General features: G+C 70.0%; 16 protein-coding genes and 2 pseudogenes. 5 read left to right on the top strand and 13 right to left on the bottom strand.

The annotated features are described in order from the left end of the window. Window positions 1-12: 12 nt before the first annotated feature. Window positions 13-1,503 carry an FHA domain-containing protein gene (locus tag PV963_RS15840; RefSeq protein ID WP_274816372.1) on the top strand — a complete coding sequence of 497 codons (1,491 nt, stop codon included), beginning with the start codon at window positions 13-15 and terminating at the stop codon, window positions 1,501-1,503. A gap of 30 nt (window positions 1,504-1,533) precedes the next feature. Here PV963_RS15840 and PV963_RS15835 read toward each other — a convergent pair whose 3' ends face one another. Then, complete coding sequence (locus tag PV963_RS15835) at window positions 1,534-2,517, bottom strand: methyltransferase domain-containing protein (RefSeq protein ID WP_274816371.1); 984 nt, start codon at window positions 2,515-2,517, stop codon at window positions 1,534-1,536. A gap of 66 nt (window positions 2,518-2,583) precedes the next feature. Between PV963_RS15835 and PV963_RS15830 the strand changes: the two genes are divergently transcribed. Beyond that, complete coding sequence (locus tag PV963_RS15830) at window positions 2,584-2,997, top strand: globin (protein ID WP_184983867.1); 414 nt, start codon at window positions 2,584-2,586, stop codon at window positions 2,995-2,997. 21 nt (window positions 2,998-3,018) lie between these two features. Here PV963_RS15830 and PV963_RS15825 read toward each other — a convergent pair whose 3' ends face one another. The 7 genes and pseudogenes from PV963_RS15825 to PV963_RS15795 all read right to left on the bottom strand — a co-directional run bounded on the left by PV963_RS15825 (window position 3,019) and on the right by PV963_RS15795 (window position 9,367). After that, a complete protein-coding gene (locus PV963_RS15825; protein WP_274816369.1) occupies window positions 3,019-3,687 on the bottom strand; it encodes a hypothetical protein in 669 nt (222 codons plus the stop codon). Continuing rightward, complete coding sequence (locus PV963_RS15820) at window positions 3,684-4,094, bottom strand: acyl-CoA thioesterase (RefSeq protein ID WP_274816368.1); 411 nt, start codon at window positions 4,092-4,094, stop codon at window positions 3,684-3,686. The genes PV963_RS15825 and PV963_RS15820 overlap by 4 nt, the downstream gene beginning before the upstream one ends. Before the next feature lie 2 nt (window positions 4,095-4,096). Further along, the gene (gene ettA / locus PV963_RS15815) at window positions 4,097-5,761 is read right to left on the bottom strand and encodes an energy-dependent translational throttle protein EttA (protein ID WP_274816367.1); all 1,665 of its coding nucleotides are present in this window, start codon (window positions 5,759-5,761) and stop codon (window positions 4,097-4,099) included. Between the two features lie 333 nt (window positions 5,762-6,094). Then, window positions 6,095-6,397, bottom strand: a pseudogene (locus tag PV963_RS15810) (UTRA domain-containing protein); the annotation flags it as partial. Continuing rightward, window positions 6,397-6,848, bottom strand: a pseudogene (locus PV963_RS15805) (IS701 family transposase); the annotation flags it as partial. The pseudogenes PV963_RS15805 and PV963_RS15810, both read right to left, overlap by 1 nt. 327 nt (window positions 6,849-7,175) lie before the next feature. After that, entirely contained in the window at window positions 7,176-8,414 is a 1,239-nt protein-coding gene (locus PV963_RS15800) for an IS701 family transposase (protein ID WP_425540905.1), read from the bottom strand. Between the two features lie 647 nt (window positions 8,415-9,061). After that, window positions 9,062-9,367 (bottom strand): DUF1330 domain-containing protein, encoded by a 306-nt coding sequence (locus PV963_RS15795; RefSeq protein WP_274816366.1) that lies wholly within the window; start codon window positions 9,365-9,367, stop codon window positions 9,062-9,064. A gap of 188 nt (window positions 9,368-9,555) precedes the next feature. Here PV963_RS15795 and PV963_RS15790 point away from each other — a divergent pair, with 188 nt between their 5' ends. Beyond that, a complete protein-coding gene (locus PV963_RS15790; protein WP_274816365.1) occupies window positions 9,556-10,458 on the top strand; it encodes a LysR family transcriptional regulator in 903 nt (300 codons plus the stop codon). Between the two features lie 150 nt (window positions 10,459-10,608). Beyond that, window positions 10,609-10,971: a hypothetical protein gene (locus tag PV963_RS15785; RefSeq protein ID WP_274816364.1), complete on the top strand. Its 363-nt coding sequence runs from the start codon at window positions 10,609-10,611 to the stop codon at window positions 10,969-10,971. A gap of 26 nt (window positions 10,972-10,997) precedes the next feature. On the opposite strand, the gene PV963_RS15780 is transcribed toward PV963_RS15785, so the two are convergent. From PV963_RS15780 to PV963_RS15765, 4 genes are all read right to left on the bottom strand, one after another. Next, entirely contained in the window at window positions 10,998-11,564 is a 567-nt protein-coding gene (locus PV963_RS15780) for a hypothetical protein (protein ID WP_274816363.1), read from the bottom strand. 29 nt (window positions 11,565-11,593) lie between these two features. Next, a complete protein-coding gene (gap, locus tag PV963_RS15775) occupies window positions 11,594-12,592 on the bottom strand; it encodes a type I glyceraldehyde-3-phosphate dehydrogenase (RefSeq protein WP_274816362.1) in 999 nt (332 codons plus the stop codon). Window positions 12,593-12,699: 107 nt separating this feature from the next. After that, on the bottom strand, window positions 12,700-13,656 hold the full coding sequence (locus tag PV963_RS15770) for a GlxA family transcriptional regulator (RefSeq protein ID WP_274816361.1): 957 nt from the start codon (window positions 13,654-13,656) through the stop codon (window positions 12,700-12,702). A 107-nt stretch (window positions 13,657-13,763) separates the two neighbouring features. Further along, window positions 13,764-14,321 carry a GNAT family N-acetyltransferase gene (locus PV963_RS15765; protein WP_274816360.1) on the bottom strand — a complete coding sequence of 186 codons (558 nt, stop codon included), beginning with the start codon at window positions 14,319-14,321 and terminating at the stop codon, window positions 13,764-13,766. Between the two features lie 157 nt (window positions 14,322-14,478). Here PV963_RS15765 and PV963_RS15760 point away from each other — a divergent pair, with 157 nt between their 5' ends. Further along, window positions 14,479-15,159, top strand: a complete 681-nt coding sequence (locus PV963_RS15760) for a hypothetical protein (protein ID WP_274816359.1) — start codon at window positions 14,479-14,481, stop codon at window positions 15,157-15,159. Window positions 15,160-15,467: 308 nt separating this feature from the next. Here the strand turns inward: PV963_RS15760 and PV963_RS15755 are convergent, their stop codons facing one another. Beyond that, on the bottom strand, window positions 15,468-15,689 hold the full coding sequence (locus PV963_RS15755) for a hypothetical protein (protein ID WP_184983811.1): 222 nt from the start codon (window positions 15,687-15,689) through the stop codon (window positions 15,468-15,470). Between the last annotated feature and the right edge of the window lie 92 nt (window positions 15,690-15,781).

Raw genomic sequence — 15,781 nt, 5'->3', positions numbered from 1 at the left:
GGACGCGCCGACATGCCGACCTGCCCGAACGGACACCAGTCGGGTTCCGACGACTGGTGCGAGGTCTGCGGTCACCGCATGGCGGGTGCCGTGCCTCCGCCTCCTCCCCCGCCGCCCCCGCCCGGTGGCGGCTACGGCTTCCCGCCCCCCGGCGGCCCGGGTGGCCCTCCCGGCGGCCCCGGTGGCCAGCCCGGCGGGCGCCCTCCGCACCTGTCCGCCGTACCGAACGCCGAGCCGGAGCTCTGCCCGCAGTGCCGTACGCCGCGTGAGGGCGGCGCACCGTTCTGCGAGGAGTGCCGGTGGAACTTCCTGACGAACACGGCGACTTCGTACACCCCCGCCGCCCCGCCCCCGCCGGCGCCCGGCCCGGGCGTGCGTTTCCAGCCGCCGGGCCGGCCCGGTCCGGGCGGCCCGGCGGGTCCGTCGTACGGCGGCGGTGACTCGTACGAGTACCAGGGCTCCCGCCCGTCGCAGATCAACCGCCCGGCCGAGCCGATCCCGCCCTTCGGCAGCGACCCCTCGGGCCGCCCCGGCCCCGGCGGCCCCGGAGGTGCTCCCGGCCCTGGCGGCCGTCCCGGCCCTGGTGGTCCAGGCGGCCCTGGTGGTCCCGGTGGTCCTCCCGGTCCGCCCGGATTCGGTGCCGACCCCTCGCGGCCGGTCCCGCCACCGCCCGGCCCCGGTGCGCCCGGTGGTCCTGGTGGCCCCGGGGGCGCTCCGCAGGGCTTCCAGCAGTCCGGCCCGCCGGCTCCGCCCGGGTTCCCGCAGGAGACCCAGCGTCCGCAGCAGGGCGGTCAGTCCTTCGGCGGCGGCAGTGACGACTGGGTGATCTCCCCGCCGTCGTCCACCGGCCCGGGCGGCGGCCCTGGTGGGCCCGGCGGCGGCTACGGCTATCCGCAGTCCGGCGCGCCCCAGGCCCCGCCCGGCCCCGGCAGCGGTCAGGGCGGCGGATACGGCTATCCGCAGCCCGGCGCGACCCAGGCCCCGCCCGGCCCCGGGCCCGGCCAGGGCGGCGGCTACGGTTACCCGCAGCCCGGAGCCACGCAGGCCCCGCCCGGCCCCGGCGGCTTCCCGCAGCAGCCCCAGCAGCCCCAGGGGCCGGTGACCTGGACCGCGACCATCGGCCCGGACCGCGAGTACTTCATGGCGATGATGCAGCGCTCCGGCCCCGAGGCCGCGGGCCTGAACCTGCCCGCGTACTCGCCCGAGCAGCAGCGCACGCTCACCGGCAACCAGATCACGATCGGCCGCCGTCGGCACTCCACCGGCGACACCCCCGACATCGATCTCTCGGTGCCGCCGGAGGACCCGGGCGTCTCGCACCAGCACGCGGTGCTGGTCCAGCAGCCCGACGGCAGCTGGGCGGTCGTCGACCAGAACTCGACGAACGGCACGACGGTCAACGGCTCGGAGGAGCCGATCCAGCCGTTCGTCCCCGTACCGCTCCAGGACGGCGACCGGGTGCACGTGGGCGCCTGGACGACGATCACGATCCGCCGCGGCTGAGGGGTCCCCTGAGCCCGGCCGGCAGCCTCGTCAGGACGGGAGGGGCCAGGCGTACGGCCCCTCCGGGTCGTCCAGCCAGGCCCACTCCCGGTCCCCGCTGACCGTGATGCCGTAGCGCTCGCGCTGCGGCATGCCCTCCTGCTCCCACAGCGCGTGCGCCTCCTGCGGGTCGAGGCTGCCGCGGGTCAGGGCCAGCAGAAAACGGAACAGGTCGTCCTCCCTGGCCCGGCGCGGTACGCCGCCCAGCTGGAGCGGCTCGCCCCCGGGCCGGCTCCCGCCGCGCAGCGGCACGAAGTAGGCGGGCGTGTGCAGGAATCGGCCCTCGGCATGGTCGGCGTCGCGCACCGTGAGCACGACCAGGCCGGTGGCGAGCGGCATCAGGATCCGGCCACCGCGGCGGCTCTGGGCGAGCCAGGCGCGCGGCACGGTGCTCAGCGCGCAGGTGGCGATGATCCGGTCGAACGGCGCGCGCTCGGGCACGCCCCGGGCGCCGTCGCCGGTGACGACGACCGGGTGGTACCCGGCCGCGGCCAGGTGCCGGCGGGCCGACTCGGTGATCTCCGGGTCGAGGTCCACGGTGGTCACCTTGTCGTCGCCGAGCCGGTGGGCGAGCAGCGCGGCGTTGTAGCCGGTGCCGGCGCCGATCTCCAGGACCGTGTTCCCGTCCTCCACGCGCAGCGCGGCCAGCATGTCCGCCATCAGGGACGGCTGGCTGCTGGAGGAGAGCAGTTCGCCGTCGCGCAGCCGGGTCGCCAGCGGGGTGTCCTCGTAGGCGCCCCGCAGCCACCGCTCGCGCGCCTCGGGGTCGGGGCTCTCGCCCCACCGGCGTTCGTAGCCGCCGGCGACGCCGATGTAGTAGTACGGCACGAAGAGGTGGCGCGGGACCGCCGCGAACGCCTCCCGCCACACCGGGTCGGCGGCCCAGGCCCCGCTCGCGTCGATCCGGCGCACCAGTGCCGCCCGCTCGGAGGCGGCGAGACCGTCCGTTTCCCTGTCGGGAGCATGCCCGCCCATACCCCCACAGTAAGGGCACCGGGGCCGGTCCTAGGCCTTGAGTCCTATGTCTCCGCGTCTGAGAGCATGGAGGGCGTGAAAGAGATTCGGCGCGGCACGCTTCAGGAGCAGACCTTCTACGAGCAGGTCGGCGGGGAGGAGACCTTCCGCCGGCTCGTCCACCGTTTCTACGAGGGAGTCGCCGAGGACCCGCTGCTGCGGCCCATGTACCCCGAGGAGGACCTGGGCCCGGCCGAGGAGCGCCTCACGCTGTTCCTCATCCAGTACTGGGGCGGCCCCACGACGTACAGCGACAACCGCGGCCACCCGCGCCTGCGGATGCGGCACGCGCCCTTCACGGTCGACCGCGCGGCGCACGACGCCTGGCTGAAGCACATGCGGGTCGCCGTCGAGGAGCTCGGGCTCTCCGAGGAGCACGAGCAGACGCTGTGGAACTACATGACGTACGCGGCGGCGTCGATGGTGAACGCCCCGGGCTGACCCGCAGGGGCGTGGCGATCGTCAGCGGACGCTGACGTCCAGCGCCCCGAGCCCGGCCTGCCGTACGGCGACCGACCCGTACGGCGTGCGCAGCCTGAGCCACGCGCCCGACGAGAACAGTGCCGGCGGCACCCCGGGCCGCAGGAACCCGAGCGACTGTGCCGCGTGCACGGCGCGGACCGGGAGCCGGGTGTCGCCGACCGTACGGGACCAGATGTCCCGCCCGATCCGGTCCAGCTCGGCCCGCGTGCGCCGCTGAGGCGGCAACTCCTGTGTACGGGACCGGAACTCGGCGACAGCGGCGGCCACGAGGGACCGCAGCGCCTCGGGCGCCGGCAGTCCCGGCTCCGGCCGCCAGCCGCCGCGCGGCGGCAGCACGCCCGCCCACGGCGGCCCGGTCACCGCGCCCGGCACGACGGCCGTGGCGCCCTTCTCGTCCACCGACTCCAGGAGCTCACCGGCGGACACGGTCACGTCCAGTGTGACGTCGAGCCCGTCCTCGTACGGCTTGGCCAGCCGCACCGCGCGCACGGCCAGCACCTCGAAGGACGGCGGCCGCCCGAACACGGCCAGGGCGGTGCCCGCCGCCTTCAGGCGCACCGCGGCCCCACGGTCGTAGTGGAGCAGCCGGGAGAGGAAGGCCGCGAGATCCGCCGCCTCCCCCTCGTCGGCAAGGTGGAGCACCGTCATGCGGCGACGGCCTCCTCCTCGTCGTCCGTGTACTCCCGGAGGAACTCGCGTTCCTCCGGGGTGAGCCGGCGCGGGCGCTGCGACTCGAAGTCGAACGGCACTATCACCGTCGAGGCCCGGACGTAGACCAGGTCGTCGTCCTTCACCTCATAGGTGAGGGTGAAGGACGCCGCCCTTATCTCCGTGACCCACAGCTCGATGTCCACGGGGGTGTGCCGGTGGACCAGCTGCCGCTTGTAGTCGATCTCATGGCGTGCCACCACGGACCCCTGCTTGAAGTCCTTCTCCGGGCGGAACAGGAAGTCGATACGGGCTTCCTCCAGGTAGCGGAGGAACACCACGTTGTTCACGTGGCCGTACGCGTCCATGTCCGCCCAGCGCAGCGGGCAGCGGTAGATGTGCCGCAAGATCAGCCCCGGGTCAGCTTCTTGTAGGTGGCGCGGTGCGGACGCGCGGCGTCCGGGCCGAGCCGCTCGATCTTGTTCTTCTCGTACGACTCGAAGTTGCCCTCGAACCAGAACCACTTGGACTCGCCCTCGTAGGCGAGGATGTGCGTGGCGATGCGGTCGAGGAACCACCGGTCGTGGGAGACGACGACGGCGCAGCCGGGGAACTCCAGCAGCGCGTTCTCCAGGCTGCTGAGGGTCTCGACGTCGAGGTCGTTGGTCGGCTCGTCGAGGAGCAGCAGGTTGCCGCCCTGCTTGAGGGTGAGCGCGAGGTTCAGCCGGTTGCGCTCACCGCCGGAGAGCACACCGGCCGGCTTCTGCTGGTCCGGGCCCTTGAACCCGAAGGCGGAGACGTACGCGCGCGAGGGCATCTCGACCTGGCCCACGTTGATGTAGTCCAGCTCGTCGGAGACGACCGCCCACAGCGTCTTCTTCGGGTCGATGTTCTCGCGGCTCTGGTCGACGTAGGAGATCTTGACGGTGTCGCCGACCTTGATCGCTCCGGAGTCGGGCTCCTCGATGCCCTGGATCATCTTGAACAGGGTCGTCTTGCCGGCGCCGTTCGGCCCGATGATGCCGACGATCCCGTTGCGCGGCAGCGTGAAGCTGAGGTCGTCGATGAGCAACTTCTCGCCGAAGCCCTTGGTGAGGTTGTTGACCTCGACGACGACGCTGCCCAGGCGCGGGCCCGGCGGGATCTGGATCTCCTCGAAGTCCAGCTTCCGCATCTTGTCGGCCTCGGCGGCCATCTCCTCGTAGCGGGCGAGGCGCGCCTTGGACTTGGCCTGCCGCCCCTTGGCGTTCGACCGCACCCACTCGAGCTCTTCCTTGAGCCGCTTCTGCCGCTTGGCGTCCTTCTGGCCCTCGACCTTGAGGCGGGCGGCCTTGGTCTCCAGGTACTTGGAGTAGTTGCCCTCGTAGGGGTAGAGGCGGCCGCGGTCGACCTCGCAGATCCACTGGGCGACGTTGTCGAGGAAGTACCGGTCGTGGGTGACCGCCACGACGGTGCCCGGGTACTTGGCCAGGTGCTGCTCCAGCCAGTTCACGGACTCGGCGTCGAGGTGGTTGGTGGGCTCGTCGAGCAGCAGCAGGTCGGGCTGCTCCAGCAGCAGCTTGCACAGCGCGACGCGGCGGCGCTCACCGCCGGACAGGTTGACGACGGGCCAGTCGCCGGGCGGGCAGCCCAGGGCGTCCATGGCCTGCTCCAGCTGGGCGTCGAGGTCCCACGCGTTGGCGTGGTCGAGGTCCTCCTGGAGCTTGCCCATCTCGTCCATGAGCTCGTCGGTGTAGTCGGTCGCCATCTGCTCGGCGATCTCGTTGAACCGGTCGAGCTTGCCCTTGATCCCGGCGACACCCTCCTGGACGTTCTCCAGGACGGTCTTGTCCTCGGTCAGCGGGGGCTCCTGGAGCAGGATGCCGACCGTGTAGCCGGGGCTGAGGAAGGCGTCACCGTTGGACGGCTGCTCGATCCCGGCCATGATCTTGAGGATGGTCGACTTGCCGGCGCCGTTCGGGCCGACGACGCCGATCTTCGCTCCCGGGTAGAAGCTCGTCGTCACGTCGTCGAGGATCACCTTGTCGCCGTGCGCCTTACGCGCCTTGCGCATGGTGTAAATGAACTCAGCCAAGAGAAACCGTCCGGCAGCTTGAATACGGCAGTGGGCAGATACACCCCATCTTGCCGTACCGCCACCCCTGGGTGGAAACGCGTATGGCCGGTGGGCTCTGACCTGGGGATTCGTGGTTGGCGGCCGAGGCTCGTTTGTCACTGTCGGTCGCCGTCGGTCGGCCTCGGGCGCCCACGCACGGCCCAGAGACGGCCCAGGGATGATCACCCGATGGCAGCGTTGTACGGGGTTGGGCCACCGTCGCGACGTGAACGGCAGGGCTGACCGCCCTCACCGCTTGACAGAAGTGGACGCGCCGAGGCGCCGCCGCAGCCCGCCCGCGAAGCCTGTGCCTTACCGGTTGATCGGAATCTCGTAGACGATCTCGCAGTGAGCGGCGGGCACGACGATGTCCGCTGTCTCGACGGGTCGCCCCTGGTCGCTGTAGTACGTCCGCCGGATGTGCGTGACGAGTGAGGCCTTCTGGATGCCCAGAAGAGAGGCCTCCTCGGCGGTCGCCTGTCGTGGTTCCGGCTGTTCCACGGCGTGGCTGACGGTGACGCCGATCGCAGCCATACGGTTCACGACACCGGCCCCCGCGTGCGGGCCTCCCTCTAGGAGAACGACGAGAGTGCCTGCGGTGAGGTCGTACGGCTCCCGGCAGCGTGGCGGCGCTCGGAGTCGGCGCACCAGGCGTGCTCGGGCAGGTAGAGCCTGCGGTCGATCAGCGTCCGTCCCCGGCTGGTGGCGTAGGCGAGGAAGACCCCGACCTGGGAGTTCTCGATGCGGCCCGCGGTGCCGGTGTACTGGCGTTGCACTCCCGCCGAGGCCCGGCCCTTCTTCAGGAAGCCGGTCTCATCCACGATGAGGACACCGCCGTCGGTGCCGAGGTGTTCGACGGGGTAGGCGCGGATGTCGTCGCGGACAGCGTCGGCGTCCCAGCGGGCGTAGCGCAGCAGCCGCTGCATCGGCCCGGCCGGGCATGGCCGGCCTGTTCAGCCAGCTGCCAGCAGTTCTTCCGCTCCGCCTTCGACAGCAGCCCGAGCAGATAGCCGCGGGCACTCGCCCTCGGCTCAACTCGGCCGAAACGTCCGGCGATCCGGGCCATGGCCTGGTCGAACATCACTCGCCAGCGGGCAGTGTCCACGCTATGGCCCGCGGCCACCGCACGATCTTCGTTTGTCCACACACCAACCGATGATCACGCGGTGGCCGTACCCGTTCTCGGCCGGGTACGGCCACAAGATCGCGAAGTCAGACTGGAGTACTAGTACTCCAGTTGCACTTCGCTATCTCTGCTGGTCAGAGGCATGTTCTCGAGTCTATTCGGCTGCCGTGGCGTCAGGTGCCGGAAGTTCGTAACCTCCATCGTGACGGCGACGGTAGTGGCAGCGTCGTGCGGTTGCCTGGTGGCGGCGCCGCCACCAGGACCAGCTCAGCGCGTGATCGGTTTTCCGCCGGTGTGTCGGTGGGGGACGGTGAACTGCCAGGAGCCGCCGGACTTCTGCCACGGTGAGGGGTGCAAGGGCACCGGAACCGTTTCTGCGACCCCCCTTGCCGTCGTTGCGGTGGCGGACATGGCCGCGAGGAAGGCGTGGGCCAGCATGGCGAGGGTGATGTGCCGGTACCAGCCCGGATAGCGTCGGACCTCGTACTGGTCCAGGCCGCATTCGTTCTTCGCGCTCTGGAAGCACTCCTCGATCGCCCACCGGCTGCCGGCTATCCGGGCCAGCTCGGGAACCTCTGTGCCGGCGGGTGCGTAGGCGAGGTAGTAGGCGACCTCTTCCGGGCGGGCGAGGCTGCGGCGGGCCAGGACCCACCGGTCGTGCGTGGGCTGATCGCCGTCGAAGTCGTGGATGGCCGGCAGTTTCGCCGCGGCCCAGTCGTAGACGCGAGGCCCCTTCGCTCCGTCACCGCAGGAATGGCGTTCCCAGGCTTCATCCGGCGCTTGGGCGATGACGAAATCGATCCGGCCCAGCGCGGGGACGGGCTGGGACTTCGGGACGGCCAGGACGTAGCCGACGCCGGCTTCCTCCAGCATCCGCCGCAGCCGCCATTCCTGGCCATAGGCCGAGTCTGCAGTCACCCAGGCGATGGGCAGTGGCGAGGCCAGGGCTCGCTGGATCATAGCTTTGGCGAGGTCGCCCTTGGTCGCGAACTCGAGGTCGTCGGGTATCTTCGCCGCCTCGCAGCGGTCCCGGTCCGCCGTCCAGGACTTCGGCAGATACAACTCCCGGTCCACCAGCGCCCGTCCGCGCCGGGAAGCGTAGGCGGCGAAGACCCCGATCTGGCAGTTCTCCGTGCGGCCGGCAGTCCCCGAGTACTGCCGCTGGACGCCGGCTGAGACCGTGCCCTTCTTCAGAAAGCCGGTGTCATCGATGATCAGAACACCGCCCGGCTCCCCGAGTCTCTCGGCGACGTACTCCTGCAGGTCGTCACGCACCTCGTCATGACTCCAGCGTGCACGGTTCAGCAGATTCTGCAGGCCCGCAGGGGTGCGGTGGCCTGCGTACTCAGCCAGCTGCCAGCTGTTCTTCCGGCCCACCGGGCCAAGCAGACCGTTCACATAGGCCCGCATCTGCCGCCTTAGGTCCACCCGCCCGAACCGGTGACCCACCCGAACAAGTACCTCTTCCAGTTCCGCCGACCAGACGTCGGGCCGCACATCCTGCATGACAATCACAACGGACCGCCGCGGTGGAGGTTACGAACTTCCGGCACCTGACGCCACGGCAGCCGAATAGACTCGAGAACATGCCTCTGACCAGCAGAGATAGCGAAGTGCAACTGGAGTACTAGTTGGGAAGATCGCGTATGCAGATCGGAACTCAGCTGGTGAGACGTTGACGTGCGGGTTCTCGGGCTTCTCGCCTCTGTTCCCCGTTGTTCCCCGCCGTGCACTGCTCGATCGGGCACGTTAGGGGCACGGGCCTCGGCGCGACCGCGTGGTGATCCATGATCCGCCTAAGTCCGTGACGCACATCATGCGGTGGGCCGGCACGACAGGCTCGCTTGGCAGCGGATCGATTCCACGGACCCGTACGGCGACGATATCCGTGACGATGGGGGATTGGGTCGGGAGCTTGGTCAAACGCCAGCGGAAGGGCTCTGGGACGTCCCGGGCGTTCATCAGGCAAGCCGGTTGTCGGGCAATGATGTGTCGGCTGCCCCGAACTCCGTTTCGCGGCCCGCCCGACAGGGATCAGGCCGTCGACGACGAACTGGGACGCGGGGCATGGCTTCGAACTCGTCTCGTGAGTCGTCGTTCAGCACCGTGTGCGTATCAGGTGACGGATGCTCATAGATGGCTGGGCCCGCCGGTCAGTCGATGCCGTCGATGATGCGGAAGTCGCGCTCGACGCCGTCGGGGAGGGCCACCAGCGCCTTCTGGTATGCCTCGCTCTCGTATGCCGCGACGGCCTGTTCAAAGCTGTCGAACTCGATCAGAACGACGCGTTGCGTGATTCCGGCCTCGTGGGCGACGACTCGACCGCCACGGGACGGGATCCGGGACAGGGTGCGCCCGCCCCCAGCCTCGACAGCCGGACCGGCCAGCTTGTCGTAGGCAGTCAGCCTCTCAGGGTCGGAAATGGCGGGGTAGACACTGACCCAGTAGCCCTTAGCCATGGAAACCTCCTGTGTTCGGCCGGACACGTCCGACTTCGAATTGACACTCAGATCGATCGATCCCGGCGACGAGTACCGCGGTCGGTTGAATCGCCATATGCGCAGGTTAGGGCTTGATGTGCGGTCGAGGGAAAGACCGGTACGGGATAGGCTCAGAACGGATAGTTATCAATCGGCAGGGGGGCCACGTGGCGCCGGATACGGTGAGCCTGCGGTACTTCCTGGTGCTGGCGCAGGAGTTGAACTTCACCCGCGCGGCCGCACGGATCGGCATCGCACAGCCCGCACTCAGCGCCCGGATGCGCCGATTAGAGGCGGAACTCGGTACGGCCCTGCTGATCCGCAACACACGTAGCGTCGTATTGACCACGGCCGGTGCGGCTTTGGCGGAGTCCGCGCCGCCCGCGCTGGCGGCGCTGGACCGGGCATGGGACACCGCCCGGAGCGCGGCGGCCGGCGAACTGGGCACGCTGCGCATCGGATACAGCCTCAGCACCGGGGCCGAGACGGCACCGGCCCTGGTGGACAGGCTGATTCGCGGCAACAGCGGACTCGAGGTCGGCGCGGTCCCGATGGCGACACCGGAGATCTCCCCCGCGGTCGCCGACGGCCGCATCGATGCCGGGATCACCCGCGGTGAACAGCCGGGCCGTGGCGTGCGCCGGTTCCTGCTGCGGCGTGCGCGCATCGGGGTCCAGCTGGCGCAGCACCATCCGCTGGCCGAACACCCGGAGATCGAGATCGCCGACGCGGCCGCGTATCCGCTGCGACTCCCGGACCGTGCGGCCAACCCCGTGATCCACGATCAGCTGTCCGCACTGTTCCGGGACACCCGACCACACCCCCGATTCCACACGCCCGCAGTCTCTTTCGACATGTCTCAGCGCGACCTGCGCGACGGGGTCACCCTCGCCCCGGCCGGAGAAGCCGCGGCCACGGTACAACCGGCCGGTCTCACCTGGCGACCACTGCGAGGCGCGCCCAGCCTGACGATCCACCTGGTCCTCCCACGCGAGCAGTCACCACTACACCGCCGCATCCGTGCCGTCGCCAAAACCCTGGCGCACGAGCTGCACTGGCTGCCGGACTGACGCGCAAGAGGTCAAGCGAGACGGACGCCTGCGGTGGCGAGGCCGAAGACCCTGCGCCCGGCGGACTTCGCGGTGATGACGACGGTGGTCTTGCTGAATGTCCGACACGAACGGACCCCCCCTCGCCCAGGTTCCCGATCGTGGCATCGCGTGCTGGCGGACGACAAGCGATCTCCCTTCACCCACCACTACGGACCCGTGGCCGCGAACGGCGCCCCCTCCATCCCGGTGCACGTCGGCTCCTGGCAGGAGATGCACGTGTCCGAGCGCCCCCAGTCGGGGCGCAGCCCAGCAGTGCGGCTGTTCGACTGGCTGTTTCTGCGAGGCACGATCGACGGATATCAGGCTCCCACGCTGGACCCACAGCTGCGGGACGAACTGAACGCTCTCTACCGACCTCGCCCAGACGATCTGCCGTCTGAGTCCGTGGCCGCACACGAGCTGGAGAGGTTTCTGGCCGGGCACATGGCCTGGTGCCTGCTCCCCGAGGAGACGCCTCCGGCCGGTCTGTGAGGCCGTTGTGGCACGGGCTTCGCCCGTCAGCCGGCGGTCGTGCCGGGGCGGGGATCGGCCGACCGGATGCGGTCACCGAGGGCGGGACAGGGTACGGGCCGACCGGCCGCCGCGCGAACCGCGCCCAGGCCGGCGCTGTCCGTGTCCAGGGTGGCGACCACTGGGTGGGGGAGTACGTAGAACTCCCACTGGGCCGTGTCGAGCGGGTTGTAGACGGCGTGTTCACGGGCGGTCTGGACGGCGAAAACGTAGACGTCGGCGTTGTACGACTTCGCCTCCGAGTAACCGCCCTCAGGTGACCACGTGCGAGCGCGGAGTCCACTGAAGCGGATCTGGGACGGTGCTCGTTGATCCCAGGCTTGCAGGTATGCGCCGGCCTTGACTTCGATGCGCAGTCCGTCGTCGGTCTCGACATCGTGGCCTGCCCATTCCACACGAGGTTTGTGGGAGCCGACCGCCTGGTGGACGAGGAACTCGGCGAACAGGCCGCGTGTGTTGTTCATACGGAGGTCGGGCATGGCGAACCGCCAGAAGTCCACCACGGTTGCGTCCGGGACGCCGACGATTGACTCGTCGCCGCGGAGCGGGGGCACGGGACGCGGGGTACCGCCCCGGCGTCCGGTCAGCGGGTGGCGAGGAACTCGAGCGTGTCGATCACGCGGTTCGAGAAGCCCCACTCGTTGTCGTACCACGCGACCACCTTGACGTGGCGGCCGTCGACGCGGGTGAGGGCCGAGTCGAAGATCGACGAGGCGGGATTGCCCACGATGTCGGACGACACGAGCGGGTCCTCCGAGTACTCGAGGATGCCGGCGAGTGGCCCCTGAGCCGCGGCGCGGTACGCCGCCAGCACGTCGTCGCGCGTCACGTCACGGGCGACGGTCGTGTTGAGTTCGACGATCGAGCCCACCGGCACCGGTACGCGGATCGAGTCGCCCGACAGCTTGCCGTCGAGGCTCGGCAGCACCAGGCCGATCGCCTTGGCGGCGCCGGTCGTGGTCGGCACGATGTTGACGCCGGCGGCCCGGGCGCGACGGGCGTCGCGGTGCGGACCGTCCTGCAGGTTCTGCTCCTGCGTGTAGGCGTGCACCGTCGTCATGAACCCGTGCTCGATACCGGCGAGTTCGTCGAGGACCGCGGCCAGCGGCGCGAGCGCGTTGGTGGTGCAGGAGGCGTTGGAGACGATCGTGTGCACGGCCGGGTCGTAGGCGTCGGTGTTGACCCCGAACGCGAGCGTGACGTCGGCGCCGTCCGACGGCGCGCTGACGAGTACCTTCTTCGCGCCCGCGTCGAGGTGGGCCCGGGCGGCCTTGGCCGAGGTGAAGCGGCCGGTGGCCTCCAGGACGATGTCGACGCCGAGTTCGGCCCACGGCAGCTGCGCCGGTTCGCGCTCGGCCAGCACCGTGATCCGGCGGCCGTCGACGACGAGGGCGTCCCCGTCGGCGGTCACCGGGCGTCCGAGCCGGCCGGCCGTGCTGTCGTAGGCGAGCAGCCGGGCGAGAGTGGCGGGCTCCGTCAGGTCGTTGACGGCGACGATCTCGAGGGCGCTGTCGCGCTCCAGCAGTGCGCGCAGCACATTGCGTCCGATGCGGCCGAACCCGTTGATGGCGATGCGAGTCATGAATGAGGTCCCTTCCCTTCGCCATCAGGCTCGCCCGCGGCCGGCGCCGCTGACAGTGGCGGGATCGCCACGGTTCAAAAGGATCCCGCCACGCGGTGCCTGACGGGTTACTCGCCACGGGTGAAGGTGCGCCGGTACTCGCTCGGTGTGGTGCCGAGGATGCGCTGGAAGTGCAGGCGCAGGTTCGCGCCGGTGCCGAGCCCGACGTCGTCGGCTATCTGTTCGACGCTGCGCTGCGAGCGCTCGAGCAGTTCGCGGGCCAGGTCGATGCGGGCGCGCATCACCCACTGCATCGGCGTGTAGCCGGTCTCCTCGACGAAGCGCCGGGAGAACGTGCGCGGCGAGACCCCCGCCTGCCGCGCCAGCATGTCGAGGGTGAGGGGCTCGCCGAGCCGGTGCAGCGCCCACTCGCGGGTGGCGGCGAACCGCTCGCCGAGCGGCTCGGGGACGCTGCGGGGCACGTACTGGGCCTGGCCGCCACTGCGGTAGGGGGCCGCAACCAGACGCCGGGCCGCGTGGTTGGACGCGGCCACCCCGAGGTCGCCGCGCAGGATGTGCAGGCACAGGTCGATGCCGGAGGCGGCGCCGGCCGAGGTGAGCACGCTGCCCTCGTCGACGAACAGCACGTTCTCGTCGACCTGGACGAGCGGGTGCCTGGCCACGAGTGCCCGCGTGTAGTGCCAGTGCGTCGTGGCGCGCCTGCCGTCGAGCAGGCCCGTGGCGGCGAGCGCGAAGGCGCCCGTCGAGATGGCGGCGAGCCGCGCGCCGCGGTCGTGGGCGGCGATCAGTGCGTCGACGACGGCCTGCGGCGGGTCGTCGCGGTCCGGGAACCGGTAGCCGGGGACGAAGACGATGTCGGCCCACGCAAGCGCGTCGAGGCCGTGGGCGACGTAGTACGCGAGGCCGTCGCCGCCGGTCACGAGACCGGGTGTCGCCCCGCACACCCGCACCTCGTACGGCATGCTCGCGCGGGTCGTGAAAACCTGCGCGGGAATTCCGACATCGAGCGGCTTCGCCCCCTCGAGCACAAGGACGGCGACGCGATGCAGGCGGGGGGCTGGCACGGGAAGAGGTTACGTGGGGCGGGACTTCGATACGCCCACGGACCGGGCAGACGACACACCGGCCGGGCTGTCTGGCAGCAGCAACGCGCGTTCGCTTGTGCCTGGCGTCATGAACGCAGGTCGAGCAGCATGACGTCATAGAGGTCAGGGCCCTCCCACGGGCGGGCCTCGCCGATCTTGCGGTAGCCCCACGACTCGTAGGCGGCCGACGCTGCCTTGCTGTCCGGGTGGACGTTCAGCAGCATCCGTTCGGCCTCGATGCCGTCGAGCAGGGTCTCGTGCAGACGCCGCGCGACACCCTGCCCGCGCCAGGGGCCGCGTACGGCAAGTTCCATGAGGCCGAAGGTGCGGTGCCCGTCCTCGCGCCGCATGTCGTCGGGCACGGGCTCGGTCAGTTCGTCCCACCACACTGTGTCAGGCTCGACCGCGTGGCCGTATGCCAGGCCGACCGGCTCGCCGTCCCCGGTACGGGCCAGGGCGGCGCGAAAAGTGCGCTTGCGGATCTGGGAGCGGAAGCGCCGGAAGGTGGCTGAGACGTCCTCGGCGGTCTCGTTGTACGGCGGTTGAGCGAACACGTCGGCATAGATCAGCCTGAACGCGTCCTCTGTCTGCGCTGCGGCCGAGCCGTCCATGGGCTCTACCAGGATGGTTCCCCGTGGCGTCATGTGGTGCCCCCTCGGACTGTTCTCGCGGATGTGGCACCCGTCATGCAAGCATGACCTCGCTACCGCCTGCCCTCCCGTTTCCTGGGTCAGGCGGCTTGGTGATCGAGGGGGGCTGATGGCTCAGGTAAGGCGTGCGAAGGATGCACGGTGGACTCGGGTGGGCGTGGTGACGGTGTTGGCGTGCCTCGCGCTGACCGCTTGCGGAGCCGAGATCACTGTCCGGAACGCGGCACCCGGACAGGAGAAAACCGTCATCGACGTGCCCGTCGGCACCGTGCTCGATCCGGCGCGCTGGCCGGACGCCTGCTCGTTTGTCACCGACGCCGAGATCAAGGCGATACTGCCGCAGGCGGAGAAGTTCAGCCGGGAGTCGGACTGGGTCAAGCTCTCTGAGGAGGGTGCCCTCGGCGGGAAGGCGGGCGCCGGGCTCGCCTCCGACGGCAAGTGTGACTACTCGTTCGAGCTGCCGCAGAACGGCGGGTACAAGGGGCACATCGAAGGCTGGGGCTCCTTCGATGTCGCGATCCTCGCAGTGGCCGACCCGAAACTGCTCACCCGGTACGTCGCCGAGTCCAAAGCCGCGCATCAGCGACAGGCGGTCGTCCTGGAAACGGACGCCAAGGCGTTCGGAGCCGATGAGTGTTACTCCCATACGAGGTCCAAGAACGAGATACCGACCGTCGTCTGCCGCAAAGGCCCGCTCATGTTCCAGAGCAACGGCGTGGGCTTCAACTACATCGATTTCGAGGGCGCCGAAGAGGACAGCGCCGCCTTCGACAAGATCGTCAAAGAACGGGTGACCCCGGCCGTCTTCCGGGCCGTTACTGCGAACCTCTGACCCAGTCCCGGCACCATCGCGGGTGAGGGGCATTTTCATGCCCTCTCGTGGCATGTAGCAGTCCGCTCTGAGCTGGGGTTTCGTCGTCAGTGGCGGTCGCCGTTGAGTGGTTCGGGCGCTGTCGCGCCGTCGTCGTCTCCGAAGTCCGGGGCCTGGAAGGGGTTCGTGGCCGGAGGCGGTGATGCCGTGGCGGTGGAGCGGGGTGCCCCTTCCGGAGCGGAGAAGAGCGAGGTCAGATCGATGGGAGGTCTCCTTCTGGTTCCAAGCCCCGGGCGGGGCCTGGTGTGCCGTGACCGGGCACAGCGGTGCTAGAGCTTGGTCATCTTGGCGTACGGGCTCAGGATCCGCTTCTGAGCCGAGCCGAAGTCCACGAGGACCGCGATCCCGTCCTCGATGCTGATGACCCGGCCGAGGCCGTACATGTCGTGTGTGACCTGGTCGCCCACGGAGAAGTGCTTCGGGGCCGGGATGACCGGGGCCTTGAAGGGGCTGGTGGGCAGATGGCGCTTAGGTGCAGCAGGCTTTGTCATTGCCCCTAGTATGCGCCCTCGCGTGTTCTGGTGCCCGCGTCCGTCCACGGCCGTTGTCCGGCACGGCCCCGGCCGATCTCGTGGGCGGGCCT

The sequence above is a fragment of the Streptomyces coeruleorubidus genome (genome assembly GCF_028885415.1).
In the GTDB taxonomy this organism is placed as follows: domain Bacteria; phylum Actinomycetota; class Actinomycetes; order Streptomycetales; family Streptomycetaceae; genus Streptomyces; species Streptomyces coeruleorubidus_A.
Note: the sequence above shows the minus strand (reverse complement) of the source record. Positions and strands in the feature narration are given on the sequence as shown.

Bases quoted from the DNA above. Each gene is read 5' to 3' on its own strand.
- PV963_RS15835 (WP_274816371.1), bottom strand. From the start codon at position 2,517: ATGGGCGGGCATGCTCCCGACAGGGAAACGGACGGTCTCGCCGCCTCC.
- PV963_RS15840 (WP_274816372.1), top strand. From the start codon at position 13: ATGCCGACCTGCCCGAACGGACACCAGTCGGGTTCCGACGACTGGTGC.
- PV963_RS15765 (WP_274816360.1), bottom strand. From the start codon at position 14,321: ATGACGCCACGGGGAACCATCCTGGTAGAGCCCATGGACGGCTCGGCC.
- PV963_RS15795 (WP_274816366.1), bottom strand. From the start codon at position 9,367: ATGGCTAAGGGCTACTGGGTCAGTGTCTACCCCGCCATTTCCGACCCT.
- PV963_RS15825 (WP_274816369.1), bottom strand. From the start codon at position 3,687: ATGACGGTGCTCCACCTTGCCGACGAGGGGGAGGCGGCGGATCTCGCG.
- PV963_RS15800 (WP_425540905.1), bottom strand. From the start codon at position 8,414: ATGCAGGATGTGCGGCCCGACGTCTGGTCGGCGGAACTGGAAGAGGTA.
- PV963_RS15755 (WP_184983811.1), bottom strand. From the start codon at position 15,689: ATGACAAAGCCTGCTGCACCTAAGCGCCATCTGCCCACCAGCCCCTTC.
- PV963_RS15830 (WP_184983867.1), top strand. From the start codon at position 2,584: ATGGAGGGCGTGAAAGAGATTCGGCGCGGCACGCTTCAGGAGCAGACC.
- gap (WP_274816362.1), bottom strand. From the start codon at position 12,592: ATGACTCGCATCGCCATCAACGGGTTCGGCCGCATCGGACGCAATGTG.